At 41.5% G+C, this 17245-nt stretch carries 20 protein-coding genes; 19 read left to right on the forward strand and 1 reads right to left on the reverse strand.

Annotated elements, in window-relative coordinates:
- Nucleotides 1-73: 73 nt before the first annotated feature.
- The 14 genes from dapB to ICV01_RS01520 all read left to right on the forward strand — a co-directional run bounded on the left by dapB (nucleotide 74) and on the right by ICV01_RS01520 (nucleotide 12504).
- A complete protein-coding gene (gene dapB, locus ICV01_RS01455; RefSeq protein ID WP_215289073.1) occupies nucleotides 74-883 on the forward strand; it encodes a 4-hydroxy-tetrahydrodipicolinate reductase in 810 nt (269 codons plus the stop codon).
- Nucleotides 884-995: 112 nt separating this feature from the next.
- On the forward strand, nucleotides 996-3599 hold the full coding sequence (leuS, locus tag ICV01_RS01460) for a leucine--tRNA ligase (protein WP_215289075.1): 2604 nt from the start codon (nucleotides 996-998) through the stop codon (nucleotides 3597-3599).
- A 56-nt stretch (nucleotides 3600-3655) separates the two neighbouring features.
- Nucleotides 3656-4273, forward strand: coding sequence for an LPS assembly lipoprotein LptE (lptE, locus tag ICV01_RS01465; protein WP_215287904.1), 618 nt, complete (start codon nucleotides 3656-3658; stop codon nucleotides 4271-4273).
- Nucleotide 4274: 1 nt separating this feature from the next.
- Nucleotides 4275-5357: a DNA polymerase III subunit delta gene (gene holA / locus ICV01_RS01470; protein ID WP_215287905.1), complete on the forward strand. Its 1083-nt coding sequence runs from the start codon at nucleotides 4275-4277 to the stop codon at nucleotides 5355-5357.
- 51 nt (nucleotides 5358-5408) lie between these two features.
- The gene (locus ICV01_RS01475) at nucleotides 5409-5687 is read left to right on the forward strand and encodes a type II toxin-antitoxin system RelE/ParE family toxin (protein ID WP_215287912.1); all 279 of its coding nucleotides are present in this window, start codon (nucleotides 5409-5411) and stop codon (nucleotides 5685-5687) included.
- 18 nt (nucleotides 5688-5705) lie between these two features.
- A complete protein-coding gene (locus ICV01_RS01480) occupies nucleotides 5706-6014 on the forward strand; it encodes a HigA family addiction module antitoxin (RefSeq protein ID WP_215287913.1) in 309 nt (102 codons plus the stop codon).
- A gap of 44 nt (nucleotides 6015-6058) precedes the next feature.
- Nucleotides 6059-7354 carry a glutamate-5-semialdehyde dehydrogenase gene (locus ICV01_RS01485; RefSeq protein ID WP_251369365.1) on the forward strand — a complete coding sequence of 432 codons (1296 nt, stop codon included), beginning with the start codon at nucleotides 6059-6061 and terminating at the stop codon, nucleotides 7352-7354.
- 107 nt (nucleotides 7355-7461) lie between these two features.
- Nucleotides 7462-7920, forward strand: coding sequence for a CopD family protein (locus ICV01_RS01490; RefSeq protein ID WP_215289079.1), 459 nt, complete (start codon nucleotides 7462-7464; stop codon nucleotides 7918-7920).
- A 25-nt stretch (nucleotides 7921-7945) separates the two neighbouring features.
- Nucleotides 7946-9328: a class I SAM-dependent RNA methyltransferase gene (locus ICV01_RS01495; RefSeq protein WP_215287914.1), complete on the forward strand. Its 1383-nt coding sequence runs from the start codon at nucleotides 7946-7948 to the stop codon at nucleotides 9326-9328.
- Between the two features lie 107 nt (nucleotides 9329-9435).
- On the forward strand, nucleotides 9436-9741 hold the full coding sequence (locus ICV01_RS01500) for a CCDC90 family protein (protein ID WP_215287915.1): 306 nt from the start codon (nucleotides 9436-9438) through the stop codon (nucleotides 9739-9741).
- Between the two features lie 86 nt (nucleotides 9742-9827).
- Nucleotides 9828-9998 (forward strand): rubredoxin, encoded by a 171-nt coding sequence (locus tag ICV01_RS01505; RefSeq protein ID WP_215287917.1) that lies wholly within the window; start codon nucleotides 9828-9830, stop codon nucleotides 9996-9998.
- A gap of 84 nt (nucleotides 9999-10082) precedes the next feature.
- Nucleotides 10083-11381 (forward strand): glutamate-1-semialdehyde 2,1-aminomutase, encoded by a 1299-nt coding sequence (gene hemL, locus ICV01_RS01510; protein WP_215287919.1) that lies wholly within the window; start codon nucleotides 10083-10085, stop codon nucleotides 11379-11381.
- 9 nt (nucleotides 11382-11390) lie between these two features.
- Nucleotides 11391-12224 carry a symmetrical bis(5'-nucleosyl)-tetraphosphatase gene (locus tag ICV01_RS01515; protein WP_215287921.1) on the forward strand — a complete coding sequence of 278 codons (834 nt, stop codon included), beginning with the start codon at nucleotides 11391-11393 and terminating at the stop codon, nucleotides 12222-12224.
- 31 nt (nucleotides 12225-12255) lie between these two features.
- Nucleotides 12256-12504, forward strand: a complete 249-nt coding sequence (locus ICV01_RS01520) for a hypothetical protein (protein WP_215287923.1) — start codon at nucleotides 12256-12258, stop codon at nucleotides 12502-12504.
- Between the two features lie 27 nt (nucleotides 12505-12531).
- Here the strand turns inward: ICV01_RS01520 and ICV01_RS01525 are convergent, their stop codons facing one another.
- Complete coding sequence (locus tag ICV01_RS01525) at nucleotides 12532-14040, reverse strand: deoxyribodipyrimidine photo-lyase (protein WP_215287925.1); 1509 nt, start codon at nucleotides 14038-14040, stop codon at nucleotides 12532-12534.
- Between the two features lie 116 nt (nucleotides 14041-14156).
- Between ICV01_RS01525 and ICV01_RS01530 the strand changes: the two genes are divergently transcribed.
- The 5 genes from ICV01_RS01530 to ICV01_RS01550 all read left to right on the forward strand — a co-directional run bounded on the left by ICV01_RS01530 (nucleotide 14157) and on the right by ICV01_RS01550 (nucleotide 17232).
- On the forward strand, nucleotides 14157-14600 hold the full coding sequence (locus ICV01_RS01530; protein WP_251369366.1) for a nucleotidyltransferase substrate binding protein: 444 nt from the start codon (nucleotides 14157-14159) through the stop codon (nucleotides 14598-14600).
- Entirely contained in the window at nucleotides 14601-14921 is a 321-nt protein-coding gene (locus ICV01_RS01535; protein ID WP_215287927.1) for a nucleotidyltransferase family protein, read from the forward strand. It begins immediately after the preceding gene.
- Between the two features lie 41 nt (nucleotides 14922-14962).
- Nucleotides 14963-15553, forward strand: a complete 591-nt coding sequence (locus tag ICV01_RS01540; RefSeq protein ID WP_215287929.1) for a YqgE/AlgH family protein — start codon at nucleotides 14963-14965, stop codon at nucleotides 15551-15553.
- Nucleotides 15553-15927 (forward strand): Holliday junction resolvase RuvX, encoded by a 375-nt coding sequence (ruvX, locus tag ICV01_RS01545; protein ID WP_215287938.1) that lies wholly within the window; start codon nucleotides 15553-15555, stop codon nucleotides 15925-15927. Before ICV01_RS01540 ends, ruvX begins: the two co-directional genes overlap by 1 nt.
- Before the next feature lie 99 nt (nucleotides 15928-16026).
- Nucleotides 16027-17232: an ATP-binding protein gene (locus tag ICV01_RS01550; protein WP_215287939.1), complete on the forward strand. Its 1206-nt coding sequence runs from the start codon at nucleotides 16027-16029 to the stop codon at nucleotides 17230-17232.
- Nucleotides 17233-17245 lie beyond the last annotated feature (13 nt).

Here is a 17245-nt window from a genome sequence, read left to right on the forward strand (position 1 = left end):
AAGCAGTAAAAAAATAAAACAGATAAGAAATACAGAAAAATAAAGAAGAATAGAGATTAAGAGAATGGCTACTTTGAAATTCGCGATTGCTGGTGCTTCAGGTCGTATGGGTCGCATGTTGATTGAGACCGTTTTAAATACTCCTGATGCTCAGTTAGTGGGTGCTTTAGATATTCCGGGAAGTCCTTATTTAGGACAAGACCCTGCCGCATTCTTGGGTAAGGACACCGGTATCAAAATTACCGCTGACTTAAAGGAAGGTTTGAAGGATGCTGAATTTTTAATCGATTTCACAAGACCTGAGGGAACCTTAGCTCATTTAGCTGTAGCAGCTGAGATGGGTGTGAAGATGATTATTGGCACAACTGGTTTTAGCGATGAACAAAAAGCAACGCTAAAAAAAGCGAGTGACAAAATTGCTATCGTATTTGCTCCTAATATGAGCGTGGGTGTTAATGCCACATTTAAATTATTAGAAGTGGCTGCAAAGATTTTGAATCAGGGTTATGACATTGAGATTGTGGAAGCTCACCATAAACATAAAGTAGATGCCCCGTCAGGTACCGCTTTAGGGATGGGTGAGGTGATTGCCAAAGCTTTAGGTAAGAATCTAAATGATTGCGCTGTGTATGCGCGTGAAGGTCATACAGGCCCTCGTGAAGAAGGTACGATTGGTTTTGCGACTATTCGTGGTGGCGATATTGTGGGTGATCACACAGTGATGTTCTGTGGTGATGGTGAGCGTATAGAGGTCACTCATAAATCAGCAAGTCGTATGTCTTATGCCCAAGGCTCTGTTAGAGCCGGTCGTTTCTTGGCTAAGCAAACCAAAGGCTTATTTGATATGCAAGATGTGTTGGATTTGAAAAATATCAAAATCTAAATAGATCTATCCATTCTAGAAAAAATTAAGTTCAGCGTTTATTTAAGAATTAAAGGTATTTGTTTTGAGTTCAGAAGTTACAGCCCCAAGTAAAGAATATGATCACCGTGCCATTGAGTCTGCTGCGAATGCGCAGTGGAAGGCAGGTGATGTTTATCGTGTTCATGAACATGCTAAAGATCAGAAGGGGCAGTTAAAGAAAAAATACTATGCATGTTCCATGTTGCCTTACCCATCCGGTAAGTTACATATGGGTCATGTACGCAACTACACCATCAATGATGTGATGACACGTCAGTTGCGTATGCAAGGCTATAACGTATTGATGCCGATGGGTTGGGATGCGTTTGGTATGCCCGCTGAAAATGCTGCGTTGAATAACAATGTTCCGCCGGCTGCTTGGACTTACGACAACATCGCTTATATGAAAAAGCAGATGGATGCGATGGGTCTAGCGATTGATTGGTCTCGTGAAGTTGCTACTTGCAAACCTGATTACTACCGTTGGAACCAATGGCTCTTTTTAAAGATGTTGGAAAAGGGTATTGCTTATCGTAAAACTCAGGTAGTGAACTGGGATCCCATCGATCAAACAGTATTAGCTAATGAACAAGTAATTGATGGACGCGGTTGGCGTTCAGGCGCTTTGGTGGAAAAGCGTGAAATCCCTGGCTACTACTTGAACATCACAGCTTATGCTGAAGAGTTATTAAGTGGTTTAGAAGGTTTAGGTTGGCCTGAGCGTGTGAAGCTCATGCAGCAAAACTGGATTGGTAAGAGTTTTGGCGTGCGCTTTGCTTTTACACATGACATTAAAGACGATACTGGCAGTTTGATTCAAGATGGCAAGATGTATGTGTTCACAACACGTGCTGACACCATCATGGGGGTTACATTCTGCGCGGTTGCTGCTGAGCATCCATTAGCTTCTCACGCGGCTAAGACCAATCCTGCTTTGGCGGCTTTCATTGAGAAATGTAAGCAAGGTAGTGTGATTGAGGCAGATTTGGCGACTCAAGAAAAAGAGGGCATGCCAACTGGGTTAAAAGTGACTCATCCTTTGACTGGTGAAGCTGTTGAAGTGTGGGTGGGTAACTATGTATTGATGACTTATGGCGATGGCGCTGTGATGGGTGTGCCGGCGCATGATGAGCGCGACTTTGCTTTTGCCTTGAAATACAACATCACGATTAAACAAGTGATGAGCATTGTTGGTGAAACATTTGATGCGACCAAGTGGCAAGAGTGGTATGCCGATAAAGAAAAAGTAGTGGCCGTTCATAGCGGCAAATATGATGGTTTGTCTCACGCGCAAGCGGTTGATGCAGTTGCTACCGATATCGCGGCTAAATCCTTAGGTGAGAAGAAAACAACCTATCGTTTACGTGACTGGGGCGTTTCTCGTCAACGTTACTGGGGGACACCGATTCCGATCATTCATTGCGCTAGCTGTGGTGAAGTGCCTGTTCCTGAAAAAGATTTGCCAGTAGTGTTGCCAGAAGATTGTGTACCAGATGGCTCAGGTAATCCACTAAATAAGCGCGAAGATTTCTTGGTATGCACATGCCCTAAGTGTGGCAAACCTGCTCGCCGTGAAACAGACACTATGGATACTTTTGTGGATTCCAGTTGGTATTTCATGCGCTATACAGGCCCTGATGCAAATAGCATGGTCGATACGCGTAATGATTACTGGATGCCAATGGATCAGTACATCGGTGGTATTGAGCACGCGATTCTTCACTTGTTATATGCGCGCTTCTGGACCAAGGTGATGCGTGATTTAGGTTTGGTGAAGTTTGATGAGCCATTTAGTAACTTGCTCACGCAAGGTATGGTCTTGAATGACACCTATTACATCGATGAACCTAATGGTCGTAAGACTTGGGTTAATCCTGATGATGTTGTGGTGGAAACAGATGATAAAGGTCGTCCTCTATCAGCCAAACACAAAACCACGGGCGCCAAAGTTGAGATTGGTGGCGTGGAGAAAATGGCTAAGAGTAAAAACAACGGTATTGACCCTCAATCATTGATTGATCAATACGGTGCTGATACCGCTCGTTTGTTTACGATGTTTGCCGCGCCTCCAGAGCAGCAATTAGAGTGGTCTAGTTCTGGCGTAGAAGGTGCTTCACGTTTCTTGCGTCGTCTTTGGGTATTTGGTGCAACGCATGCGCAAGAGGTTGGGCAGGCGGCACATACTTTGCCAACACAATTGTCTGAAGCAGATCAAGCGCTACGTTTAGAGTTACATGGTGTATTAAAGCAAGCCAACTTTGACTATCAACGCAAACAGTACAACACGGTTGTTTCTGCAGCAATGAAGATGTTAAATGCAGTAGAACAGGCAAAAACAGTTAGTCCTGAAGTGCGCCGTGAAACTTTTGGTATTTTGTTGCGGGTTCTTTACCCGGTGGTGCCACATATTACGTTTACTTTGTGGCAGTCGGCTGGCTACGTGGCGCAGTTTGGCGAGTTGTTAGATGCTCCATGGCCAGAAGTGGATGAGTCTGCTCTGGTTCAAAATGAAATTACCCTGATGGTTCAGGTGAACGGTAAGTTACGTGGCCAAGTGGTTGTGCCTGCTGATGCCGATAAAGCAACGATTGAATCTTTGGCTGTGGCAAGTGATGCCGCTGTTAAAGCCTTAAATGGTGCTGCACCTAAGAAAATTATCGTGGTGCCAGGCCGTTTGGTAAATATTGTGGCTTAATTGGATCAAAATAGGCTAAATCGCTTACAGTAATAAAAATCATATTTAAAGCTCTTATGACTCAACATTCAAACAACCAGTTGCCAGCGACATCAATGACCAGGCGTCATTGGTTGGGTGGTTTGGCTATGTTGTCAGTAGCTTTTGGCTTAAGTGCTAGTTTGGGCGCTTGCGGTTGGCGTATTCGCGGCAAAATCGAGCTGCCGTATAAAAAGATTTTGATTAGCGGTACCTTGACCCCTGAACTCAAAAACATGATGGTGATGGTGCTTAATGTTAATGATATTCAGGTGGTTGAAGCAGCTAAAGAGTCTGATCTTGTTTTAGAGATCATGAGTGAGCAAAATGCGAAACAAGTGCTTGCTTACAACACGGCTGGTCAAATTACCTCTTATCGCATTATCTCTAGAATTGTTTTTAGAACTTTTGATCCGGTTACAGGTATTGAAATCATGCCTGAGTCTGATATCTATCAAATGCGCGATCTCGAATTTAACCAATCAAATATTCAAGCCTTTGATCAGCAAGTGAACGATTATGTGGCGAATATGCGTACGGATATCGTTGTTCAGTTAATGCGTCGCTTAGCTTCTATTAAGAAGCTTCCTGCCGAATCGTCCTCAGGGTCTTCAATCATCCCTCCAGTAGCAAACCCAACACCACCAGCGAAGTAAGATGCTAAAAGCAGATGCTTTTGAAGCGCATTTAGCGCAGGCTAAGAAAAATGGCCCAGAACCCCTTTATGTTTTAACGGGTGATGAACCTTTGTTGGTGATGGAATTGCAAGATCAATTGCGCGCCATGGTGGTAGCTCATGGTCATACTGAGCGTGAAGTCATGGTGTATGAAAAAGGTTTTGATTGGTCAGCACTCATGAATGCTGGTCAAACGATGTCCTTGTTTGGCGATAAGCGTTATGTGGAGTTGCGTATACCAACAGGTAAACCTGGGCGTGACGGTGCTGATGCGATTAAACAATTTTGTTCTCAGGTAGCTGCTCAAAAAAAAGCAAAAGAGCCTGTTGATACAGTGACTTGTTTATTTTTACCGAGGGTAGATTTTCAGACGCAAAAATCAGCTTGGTTTACAGCTTTGGATGAAGCGGGTACGGCAGTACGTATTGATCCAATTGAGCGTGGTTATTTGCCAGGTTGGATTGCGCAGCGTCTAAAAAGACAAAAACAACAGGTTGAAGCTGGTGAGCCTGGTCAGCGTGCTTTGCAGTTCATGGCCAATCAGGTAGAGGGTAATTTGATTGCGGCTCATCAAGAGATACAAAAGCTAGGCCTTCTATATCCAGAAGGTGATCTCACGGAAGAGAATATTCGAGATGCGGTTTTAAATGTGGCGCGTTACGATGTATTCCAATTAACCGAATCTTTATTAGCGGGTGATTTAGCAAGATTTAATCGTATGGTTGATGGCTTGCAAGGTGAGGGTGAAGCTTTGGTGTTGATTTTATGGACTGTTACCGAAGAGGTGCGTCTATTAAATCGTTTACGCCAGGCAGTCGACCGTGGGGATAACTTGCAGATGCTTATGAAAGTCAACCGTATTTGGGGCAATAAAGAAAAACTCATTCCACAAGCATTGCAGCGATTAAGTGCCGACCGTTTAACCAAAGCTTTAATGGTGGTTAGTGGCTTGGATAAACAATCGAAGGGTTTACAGATTCAGAAGGGATCTGGGCCTATCCTTGAAAAACTACCAGGCGACCCTTGGGATGGTCTTAGGATGTTGGGACGGTTGTTCGTTTAAACAACTTTAAATTCTGTTTGACAGAATCTGTTATCCGGAATAATATATCTCATGATCCATTCTTTCTTATGTTCTGATACGCAAGCTCTTTTTTTGAGTAAATCTGTAGCGCGTTTTAAAAATATCGAGAGGGTGGCTAGGCGAAAGTTATTGCAATTACATGCAGCAACAAGATTGGAAGATTTAAAAATTCCTCCAGGTAATCATTTGGAGCCATTAAAGAAAGACCGTAAAGGTCAGCATAGTATTCGTATTAATGATCAATGGCGCATTTGTTTTATTTGGAAACTAGATGGTGTTTATCAGGTTGAGATAGTGGATTACCACTAAAGGTGTGAGAGGGGTAGTATGACCAAATTATTAGATGAAATTCATCCAGGCGAAATCTTATTAGAGGATTTTATGAGGCCTATGGAGATTACGGCTCGTCAATTAGCGGCTGATATTGATGTGCCCCCTAGCCGCATTAGTGAAATTGTGCACGGACATCGCCCGATTACGGCAGATACAGCATTGCGTTTAGGTTTGTTTTTTGGAATGGATCCAAGGTTTTGGATCAACTTACAGTCTGAGTACGATATTCGAATTGCGCAACGAACACTGGCTAAAAAGATAGCGCCGAGAGTGAGAGTATTTCAAGAGTTGGTGGCAGCTTAATCAGTGATTTAATAAAAAGTGATATTTCCTTTAAAGTAAGGCCTATGAGTAATCAAAACACCACCAATACGGATGCCGTTGCCTTGATGAAGGCAATTGGGCAAAAAGCGAGGAATGCTTCTCGTGCGATGGCTCGTGCCAACACCGCTGCCAAAAATCAGGCTTTACTTCATTTGGCTGATTTAGTTAGAAAAAACGCTGAAAGCTTAAAAGTTACTAATGCCAAAGATGTGGAACGCGCTAAAGCGAATGGCCAAGATGCCGCTTTTATTGATCGTTTAACGCTAACGGATAAAACCATTGCCACTATGGCAGAAGGTTTAGAGCAAATTGCTAAGCTTGCTGATCCTATTGGTGAAATGACCAATATTAGAACGATGCCATCAGGTATTCGTGTGGGGCAAATGCGTGTGCCATTGGGTGTCATTGGCATCATCTATGAATCTCGTCCTAATGTGACGATTGATGCAGCTGCACTTTGTTTAAAGTCAGGTAATGCCACGATTTTGCGTGGTGGTTCTGAGGCAATTGACTCGAACACTGCTTTGGCTAAATTGATTCAAGAAAGTTTGGCAGCTGCTGGTTTGCCTGCGGAAGCCGTGCAGGTTGTTGAGACGACTGATCGCGCAGCCGTGGGTGCTATGATCACCATGAACGAATACATCGATGTGATCGTACCTCGTGGTGGCAAGAGCTTAATTGAGCGTTTAATGGCTGAAGCTCGCGTGCCAATGATTAAACACTTGGATGGTATTTGTCACACCTATATCGATGTGTTGGCTGATTCTGCTAAAGCTATTAAGGTTTGTGATAACGCCAAGACACAGCGCTACGCCCCATGTAACACCATGGAAACTTTGTTGGTACACGAAGCAGCGGTTAAAGATTCTTTATTACCTTTGTGCAAAATTTATCAACACAAAGGCGTGGAGTTGCGAGTTTGCAAAAAAACGAAACAAGCTTTGGAAGCGGCAGGTATTAAAAATTTAGTTGATGCTACAGAAGAAGATTGGTCCACAGAGTATTTGGCTCCTATTTTGTCTATTAAGTTAGTGAAAGATATGGATGAAGCCATGGAACATATCAATCACTATGGTAGCCACCATACAGATTGCATCATTACTGAAGACTATTCAGCTGGTATGCGTTTCTTAAGAGAAGTGGATAGCGCGAGTGTGATGATCAATGCTAGCTCTCGCTTTGCCGATGGTTTTGAGTATGGCTTAGGCGCTGAAATTGGTATTTCAAATGATAAGTTGCACGCTCGTGGCCCTGTGGGCTTAGAGGGTTTAACTTCTATGAAATACATCGTGTTTGGTCAGGGCGAAGTTAGGACTTAATTAGCAGTTAATGTTGGCAATAAGTAATAGCCTCATCATTCAGCATGAATGATGAGGAGCATGGATCTAAAAATACAGTTCCATTCAAACCTAAAGGGATGGTTGAGATGAGTGAAACATTAAGTTTAAATTTGGGTAATAGTTACCTTTATGTGAAAGCCTTACATATTTTGTTTGTGGCTTCCTGGTTTGCGGGTTTATTCTATTTGCCGCGCATCTTTGTTAATCTCGCTCAAGAGACTAACCCCCAAGCTTTAGAACGCCTTCTGGGGATGGCTCATCGTTTATACCGTTTTATGACGATTTTGATGGTGCCGGCACTCATCTTAGGTTTAATACTTTGGTTGTACTACGGTATTGGTCAAGGCCCTAATTCATTGTGGATGCATAACAAGCTAGCATTGGTATTTGTATTGTTAGGTTATCACCATGCTTGTGGTTCGATATTGAAAAAATTTAAAGCTGGTCAAAATAAACGCTCACATATTTGGTTTCGTTGGTTTAACGAATTACCAGTGGTGATCTTTTTGATCATTAGTATTCTTGTGGTTGTAAAACCTTTCTAACCAGTTACCTTTAAGAGGTTTTACGATGAAATTTTTTATTGTTTGTCCACGTGGACTAGAAATTCCTTTAGCTGATGAGTTAAAAGAAATTGCTGAACGACCTGAAGTAAAAGCTTTGGGTGCTTGGGTGATTGATCCTCCGCCTTTAAACAATACCGGTGGTTTAGGTGTGGCGGGGCCAATGGCGGTTGCTTTAGCGATTAACTTACATTCTCGTATTGCTAGTCGTTGCTTGCTGCAAATGACGCATGTCACTTATCGCAAAGAAGATGATGTTTATAAAGCTGTACGTTCTTTATCTTGGGAAGATTGGATTACACCTGATCAAACCATGCGTGTAGATTTAACGGCACATCGCTCACCTCTGACTAGTTTAAATTTCGTAACCCTCAGAATTAAAGATGCGGTTTGTGATCGATTAAGAGAAGTTAAAGGTGCACGCCCAAGTATTGATACGGAGTTGCCCGATGTGCGTGTGCAAGCGCATTTGACAGCGACGCATGCAACGGTTTACTTGGATACTAGTGGCCAATCACTATTTAAACGGGGTTGGCGTGACGATAAAGGTGCTGCACCACTAAAAGAAAATTTAGCGGCTGGTATTTTGGCTTTAACGGGTTGGACGCCTGAGCGACCATTGTTCGATCCTATGTGCGGTAGTGGTACTTTTTTAATTGAAGCTGCTTATCGTGGTTTAGGTATTCCATCAGGATCTATTCGTGCAGGCTTATTAAATGCTACTCCTGAAAAGGCAGTAGAGGCTTCTCCTAAAGCGGAGAAATCTGAGGTTAGCAATCCGCAAACCAAATTTATGCGCTATCGTCCAACACGTGTTGATTTAGTCGGAGCGGATCAGGGATTTGGTTTTCAACGACTCAAACCGTTTAATACGCCAGACCTTAAAAAGCAATGGCAAGGTTTATGTGATGTGGCTAAGAAAAATATTGAAGCTGGATTGGCTAATGCCAATAAACTCAAAATGGCTGCATGTGACATTAATGAGAACATGATCACCATTGTTAAAAATAATTGGAAGCGTGCTGGTTTGCCCGCTCAATCGGGTGTGTTATCCAATGTGCGACAAATTGATGCCTTAGTAGCTAAATCACCATTTGCTGAACCGGGCGTGATGTTATTTAACCCGCCTTATGGTGAGCGTTTAGAGATCAAGGGACGCGGCGCTAGAGATGCATTGCCAAAGAACAATAACTCTCCAGAGTTCATGGAGTTTTTAAATCAGTTTGGTAAACACCTCAAAGATAACTTTGGTGGTTGGCAAGTTGATGTATTAACCGCTGATATGGGTTTGCCTGGGCAGTTGCGCATGAAAGAATCTAAACGCACACCTCTATATAACGGCCCCTTGGAGTGCCGTTTATTTAGATTTGATATGAGAAAGCCAGAATAGAAGGCTTGATGGCATTGTTTAGTGTAAGGATATAAGTAATCATTTTTATCGATTTGATTTGACTGGCAATTATTTATAAAATTTGTAAATAACTGCGTGAGAATTCAATGACAAATTTTGATACATACACATTCCTCAAGACGCTACAAGATAAAGGTATGCCTGAGGCCCAAGCAAAAGCTATTTCTGATGGCTTGAGGAATTGTCATGATTCATCTGACTATGTAACTAAGTTGGATATTGCTTGCTTGGAGGCTAGATTAGATAAAAAGATTTCAGATGTGCTGCACCGACAAACAAAAATGCTGGGTGGCATGATGATTGGCGCTATTACCTTAATGACTTTTGTGGATCGATATTTGCCATCGAATTTAGTGTCTATCGGCGAGTATTGGTTACCGCGCTTGACTTAACTCAAACTATCTCAAAGAGTTACTATCTAAAAATTCTTCTTATTTCTTGAGCCCTAGTAGAATATAGGGAAAATAGGAAAGAGATCATGGAATTTAAAACTTATATGTGTTTGATTTGTGGCTGGGTCTACGAAGAAGAGGCTGGTTTGCCTGAGGAAGGTATTGCCCCAGGTACATTGTGGAAAGATGTACCGATGAACTGGACTTGTCCAGAGTGTGGTGCGCGTAAAGAAGATTTTGAGATGACTGTCATCTAAGTCATCAAAACATAACAAGCCACCTTCGGGTGGCTTTGAAGTTTTTGAAACCGTATTTTTAGAGATTCCGATAAAGTTATTGAAATGAGTAAAAACGAAGAACTATTCCTAAGAGCCCAAAAAACCACACCGGGTGGTGTGAACTCTCCTGTGCGTGCATTTCGCCAAGTTGGGGGTGTACCTCGTTTTGTAACACGCGCGCAAGGGGCTTATTTTTGGGATGCTGATGGTAAACGTTATATCGACTGTATTGGTTCTTGGGGGCCGATGATTGTGGGGCATGCACACCCTGAAGTTGTGAAAGCGGTGCAAGAAGCTGCTGCTCATAGCTTCAGTTTTGGTGCGCCAACAGAAGGCGAAGTAGTAATGGCTGAGCGGATTTGTCAGTTAGTGCCTAGCATTGAACAGATTCGTTTGGTATCAAGTGGTACGGAAGCGACCATGAGCGCTTTGCGTTTAGCACGTGGTTTTACAGGGCGTGACTTGATTGTGAAATTTGAAGGTTGTTATCACGGTCATGCAGATAGCTTATTGGTTAAAGCAGGCTCAGGCATGTTGACCTTCGCTGACAATACTCAGAATGCCCCTTCTTCAGGTGGTGTGCCACAAGACTTGATAAAGCACACCTTGGTTCTACCTTATAACGATGTGGAAGCACTTCAGTTGGCCTTTAAACAGCACGCTGGCAAGATTGCAGCCGTGATTGTAGAGCCCATTGCTGGCAATATGAATTTGATTCAGCCGAGTAGCGAGTTTGTGAAAGCAATGAGAGATTTAACGACTCAAGATGGCGCTGTGTTGATTTATGACGAAGTTATGACGGGTTTTAGAGTTGCTTTAGGTGGTGCACAAAGCTTACATGGCATCAAACCTGATTTAACTTGCTTAGGTAAGGTCATGGGTGGTGGTATGCCGATGGCTGCTTTCGGTGGTCGCACAGATATTATGAATAAATTAGCGCCATTGGGTAATGTTTATCAAGCTGGCACGCTATCTGGTAATCCATTGGCAGTCGCTGCGGGGTTAGCTAATTTAGACATTATTACGAGACCTGGTTTTTACGAAAACTTAAGCAACCACACAAAGAAATTTGTGACGGGTTTAGAAGTGAGAGCTAAGCAATCAGGCGTGACCTTCTCCGTCGATAGCGTGGGTGGTATGTTTGGCCTGTACTTTGCCAAAGCGGTTCCTACTTCTTATGCGGATGTGACTGCCAGTGATATTGAAGCTTTCAAGCGCTTCTTCCACTTAATGTTAGATAACGGCGTATATTTAGCGCCTTCTGCTTATGAGGCAGGGTTTATTTCTTTGGCGCATGATGATGCGGTGTTAGATGCTATGTTTATAGCCGCAGAAAAATCTTTTGCAGCAATGGTGTCTTAAACTGAGCTCATGGATAAGATATTCGCGATTGGGGATGTGCAGGGTTGTGGACAACAACTTAAGCAACTTATTAAAAAATTACCTAAAGATGCCAAGATCATTTGTGTAGGTGATTTGGTTAATCGCGGACCGGATTCATTAGGTGCATTGCGAACACTCAAAGCTTTGCAAGAAGCTGGTAAGGCTGAGTGTGTCTTAGGTAATCACGATTTGCATTTATTGGCTCGTGATGCAGGTATTCGAGGACCTAAATCTTTGGATACTTTGGATGACATCTTAAAAGCACCTGATCGAAGAGAATTGATTGATTGGTTAAGACATCGCCCAATGACTTTGTATAGCGGTCAGAAAAACTTTAATACTTTATTTGTGCATGCAGGCATCTTGCCGCAATGGGACATTACTAAAACCTTAGAATTGGCCCATGAACTAGAAAAAGTATTGCGTCATAAGAATTATGCTAAATCATTAGTGGAAATGTATGGCAATACACCCAACCAATGGAATGACAAACTCAAAGGCACGGAGCGCCTAAGAGTCATTATTAATTCATTTACGCGTTTACGTTTTTGCACAGCTAAAGGTGTGATGGAGTTTGAGAGTAAAGAAGGTGCTGGGGATGCGCCACGCGGTTATATGCCCTGGTTCAATGTGCCTAATCGCAAAACTCAAGATGCCAAAGTGATATTTGGTCATTGGTCTACTTTGGGCTTACTAAAGAAAAAAAATGCGGTAGGTCTTGATACGGGTTGCGTATGGGGTGGTAAGTTAACGGCGATGTCTTTGGGTAAAAAGCCCGAATTTATGCAGGTACCAGGATTACAAAAACCAGTAGGTTTATAAAATTAGAGTCTAATTTTGAAAAGTAGCTGATATGAATACTGCGTTAACCACTCTAACATTTGATTTATCAGAGCTAGCGGATGTGCATCAATTAATTGCAAAGATTGGAAATCAGCCAGTAGCCATTTCTAGCCGTGAAGAGCTTATTGGGTATTTTGTTCCTGCGAGCGCTGTGTTTGATATTGAGTTCGCTGAAGCTACAAATGATCAAGTAACAGAATTTCTTGATGGAAAATTGTCAAATATTACCCACGTTTTAAATTATTTAGAAGATAAATAATTTTTGTGGCAGTAATTATTCAAAGAATTACTCTTTTTTCACGACCGCATAACGAATCAAAGTATTTTTTCTGGCTTCATCGTGCTGAATAATTGGATGAGGATAATCTCGTCCCAAACGAATACCTGCGATATCTAATTCAATATCACCCGCTAACCAAGGTGCATGTATTGTTTTCTTGGATAGTTTCGCCAATTGAGGCAAATACTTTTTAATGAATTTACCTTCCGCATCAAATTTCTCTGATTGAGTGATGGGGTTGAAGATGCGGAAATAAGGTTGGGCATCACAACCGCTAGATGAAGCCCATTGCCATCCACCATTATTAGCTGCGAAATCAAAATCATTTAAATGATCAGCAAAGTATTGTTCACCCCAACGCCAATTAATCCCTAAGTCTTTCACTAAGAAACTAGCAACCACCATACGTAAGCGGTTATGCATATAACCGCTTTGATTGAGTTGATGCATCGCTGCATCAACTAAAGGGTAGCCAGTTTTTCCTTCGCACCAAGCTTTAAATAGTTTTTGTGCTTTAGGGCCACTTTCCCAAACGATTTTGTCATAATCTGGTTTAAAAGATTCATGACCCATCGTGCCATGAAGTAAAGACTTATTTTTTGAACTTAATGCCAAAGGTGCTAAGCGTGGGTGATTACTCAAAATCATGAAATAAAAATCACGCCAGATGAGTTCTGATAACCAAATAGTTGCTCCCATACTGCCGGCTAACATACGAGTATGTGCCTCACGCACCAAGGCTCGAATAGAAATCGTACCAAAACGCGAATGAACCGATAAGTAACTAGGGCCTTTAACTGCAGGAAAGTCTCGGGTTGCGTGATAGTGGTCAATACGCTCTAAGAAGTGTTCAAAAAACTCAGAGGCACCGGACATGCCTGCAGGTAAATAAGACTCAATTCCAGTGGACTCGAACCCCATGGATGCTAGTGACGGGAAAGGGATGTCTAAGGCTTTGGGAATAGGTGAGAATTTGCCATGGTCTAAATCGACGGCATGTGCATCCAGGTCGGAAGCCTCTAATTTTTTAAGCCAGGCATTCTTATAGGGCGTGAAAACAGAAAAGACCCCGCCTTGTCCTGTGAGTACTTCTTTATTTTCAAAAATGACATGATCTTTGTAACTATGAAAACCAATATCACGTTCTTCTAAAGCAAGGGATACTTGGCTATCGCGTTCAATAGCAGCTGGTTCATAGTCTTTATTCGTAAATACATGATGAACACCTAAATCGATGGCTAATCGAGGAATAATCTCAGTGGGTTTGCCATGGCGAACAATCAGACCACCGCCTTTGCTACGAAGCTCGGTATCGATTTCTTGAAGAGACTGCCAAATAAAATCAATACGGCGATCTTTAGTAAGACCGCGTTCTAACAAATGAGACAGGATGTCCGTATCAAAAACAAAAGCTACCCAGACTTGTTGGCAAGTTTTGAGTGCCATACGCAAGGCATGGTGATCGTGAAGCCTTAAATCACGTCGTAGCCAGACTAAGCCTGAGAGAGTTGTCATATGGTTAAATATCCTTTAACGCTATTGTATAGAGCTATTACTAGTAATATAGTCAATAACATCTTAATAAATGGTATTTGCCTTAGTGGAAATATGTATTGATTAAGCAAAGATATGTGACAATAAAACATTCATTCAAATATCCAAATGCCATGACTATTCTTGATTTGAGTTCTTTGCAAAAAGCTATATCAAAATTGGAAAGTGGTTTGTTGCGTTTTCAGCTTGACACAACGGATGATCAAATACGTGATGGCTTAATCCAGCGTTTTGAATTTACCTATGAGTTGTCTCATAAGATGTTAAAAAGATATCTTGAGATGACGAGCGCTAATCCGGATGAAGTTGATCAGATGGATTTTCAGACCTTGATTAGAACAGCTAATGAGCAAGGTTTATTATTGGGTGATTGGCCCATTTGGCGAGTTTATCGAGATCAAAGAGCTAGGACAAGCCACACATATGACCAAGAAGTTGCTGAAAAGGTTGTGACATTCATTCCTCAATTTTTAAAAGAAGCACAATTTCTTTTTGAGAAATTAACCCAGAGATCAAAGTAATTGAAGCCTAAAGAACTTTTGGTTAGCGAGAGTGAGTGGACAATTATTCAAAATATCTTGAATAACAATTTGATTTACCAGCAAGTCTTTGCATTTGGCTCTCGAGTTAGCGGACAGCCTAAGAAGTTTTCAGATCTCGATTTGCTCATTAAAGACTCTTTAGAAGTTGGGCAAGAAAAATTGGCGGCTTTGGCTGAAGAGTTCTCAGAGTCAGATTTGCCATATAGGGTTGATTTGGTTCTTTTCTCTGAAATTTCTGATTCCTTCAAAAAAATAATTGAAGAAAAATATATCTTAATTTTCCCGCTCTCTATCGCTTAATTCTTAATTAGCTTTTTTCTTTAATCAGATAAAATTTAGGCATGACTCAACATGACGATGCTAAACACTTAGCGAATCAATTTTTAATTGCGATGCCAGGCATGGTGGATGACACTTTTGCTGGCACAGTGGTCTATTTATGTGACCATACCGATAACGGCGCCATGGGTTTGGTGATTAATCGACCGACTGATGTTGATTTGGCCAATGTTTTTGACAAAATTGATCTTCAGCTAGAGATTCAGCCTTTGGCCAAAAAACCGGTTTATTTTGGCGGTCCTGTACAAACCGATCGAGGTTTTGTATTGCATGAGCAAAAAGCATCAACAGATTACAGTTCTTCTCTAAAAGTTCCTGGTGGTTTAGCTATGACCACATCCAAAGATGTCTTAGAAGCGGTAGCTTCTGGAAATGGTCCTGAACGATTTTTAATGACTTTGGGTTATGCAGGTTGGAGTGCTGGCCAGTTGGAAGATGAAATTTCCCGCAATGGTTGGTTGAATATTCAGGCGCCTACCGATGAGATGGCTCAAATTATTTTTGAAACCCCAAATGAAGATAAATATGACAAAGTTTTAGCTTTGTTAGGTATTGATGCTAGTTTCTTATCTAGTGAGGCTGGGCACGCTTAATGACAGCAACTCAAACACTATTGGCGTTCGATTATGGTGAGAAGCGCATTGGAGTGGCTGTAGGCAATACGATCACCAAAACAGCTGAGCCACTCACCATCATCCAGCAAAAAAATCAGGATGAACGTTGGAAAGCCATTGAGCAACTCATTCAAGAGTGGCAGCCAAAAATATTGATCGTAGGTTTGCCCAAACATCCTGATGGTGCTGAACATGACATGACCCATAAAGCTAAGCGCTTTGGTAATCAGTTAAATGGGAGATTTCAAAAACAAGTGGTTTGGGTGGATGAGCGCTATACCTCTGTATCGGTTGATGGTGGCAATGATGCATTGGCAGCGCAGCTAATTCTGCAGCAGTATTTAGAGGTTTAATTTATTAAATACATTGATTTATAAGTATTTTTTTAATATTTTTATGTAAATACACTTTTAAAAAGTGTATTTACATAAAAATTAAGGTAAAATATCCTCATGATTTATAGAAATATCACCCCTACCTTATTACGACTTTCCAAAACATTCCCAATTTTGGGAGTGACCGGGCCAAGACAATCAGGCAAAACTACGTTGGTCAGAGAATTATTTGGGGATAAGCCTTATGTGAGCTTGGAGGAGCCTGATGAGAGAGCATTTGCTTTTGAGGACCCTAGGGGATTTTTGAAAAGATTCGAAGACGGTGCTATTTTCGATGAGGCACAACGTTGGCCAGACTTATTTTCTTATTTACAAGGAATGGTTGATCAAGATAGACGACCTGGAAGATTTGTTGTAACAGGGTCTCAGCAATTTAGTTTATTAGCTGGCATTAGTCAGTCTTTAGCCGGGCGTATTGGTATGAGTCGTTTGTTACCTTTGCAGTGGCCTGAGATAAAAAGCTTGTTTAAGGAAGGTGTCAATTTAGATGAACATCTTTTAAGAGGTGGCTATCCTGCTATCTACACGACACATAAAAATAATTTAGAAAGTACGGTATCTCATCAAGATTGGTTCGCTAGTTACATGACGACCTATATTGAAAGAGATGTTAGGCAATTAATTAATGTGCACGATGTTGGAGTGTTTCAAAGATTTATTAAATTATGTGCAGCGAGAACAGGGCAGTTGTTAAATATAAGTGCATTAGCCAGTGAGGCTGGCATTTCAGCTTCAAGAGGAAGTGCTTGGCTATCTATCTTGGAGACAAGTGATTTAATTTATTTGCTAACTCCTTATCATCGTAATTTTGGTAAACGTTTAGTTAAGTCTCCTAAATTGTATTTTGTTGATACAGGGTTGGCTGCTTGGCTATTAGGTATTAGGGATAAGGAGATGCTAAACATTCACCCGATGCGCGGAGCCTTATTTGAGACATATATTGTTATTGAGCATTTGAAAAATTTTTATAACCAAGGTAACTCCGCTGATATTCATTTTTGGCGAGATAGTAATGGTGTTGAGGCAGATCTTGTGTATGAAATAACAGAAAAAAAAGAAGAGCAGATTATTCAGAAATTACAAACTATAGAAATTAAATCAGGTGCTACAGTAACTAGCGACTATGTAAAATTAGGCAAAAAATCTGGTCAATTTGCTGGTGATGAGGCTGCTAAGTTGAGATTAATCTATGGGGGCGACGAAAGTTTTGAGCGTTCTGGAATTGATTTTGTTAGTTGGCGTGACCTTTTGTTTAAAAAATAAAAAGACTTAAATT

The sequence above is a fragment of the Polynucleobacter sp. MWH-Spelu-300-X4 genome (assembly GCF_018687515.1).
Classification (GTDB): domain Bacteria; phylum Pseudomonadota; class Gammaproteobacteria; order Burkholderiales; family Burkholderiaceae; genus Polynucleobacter.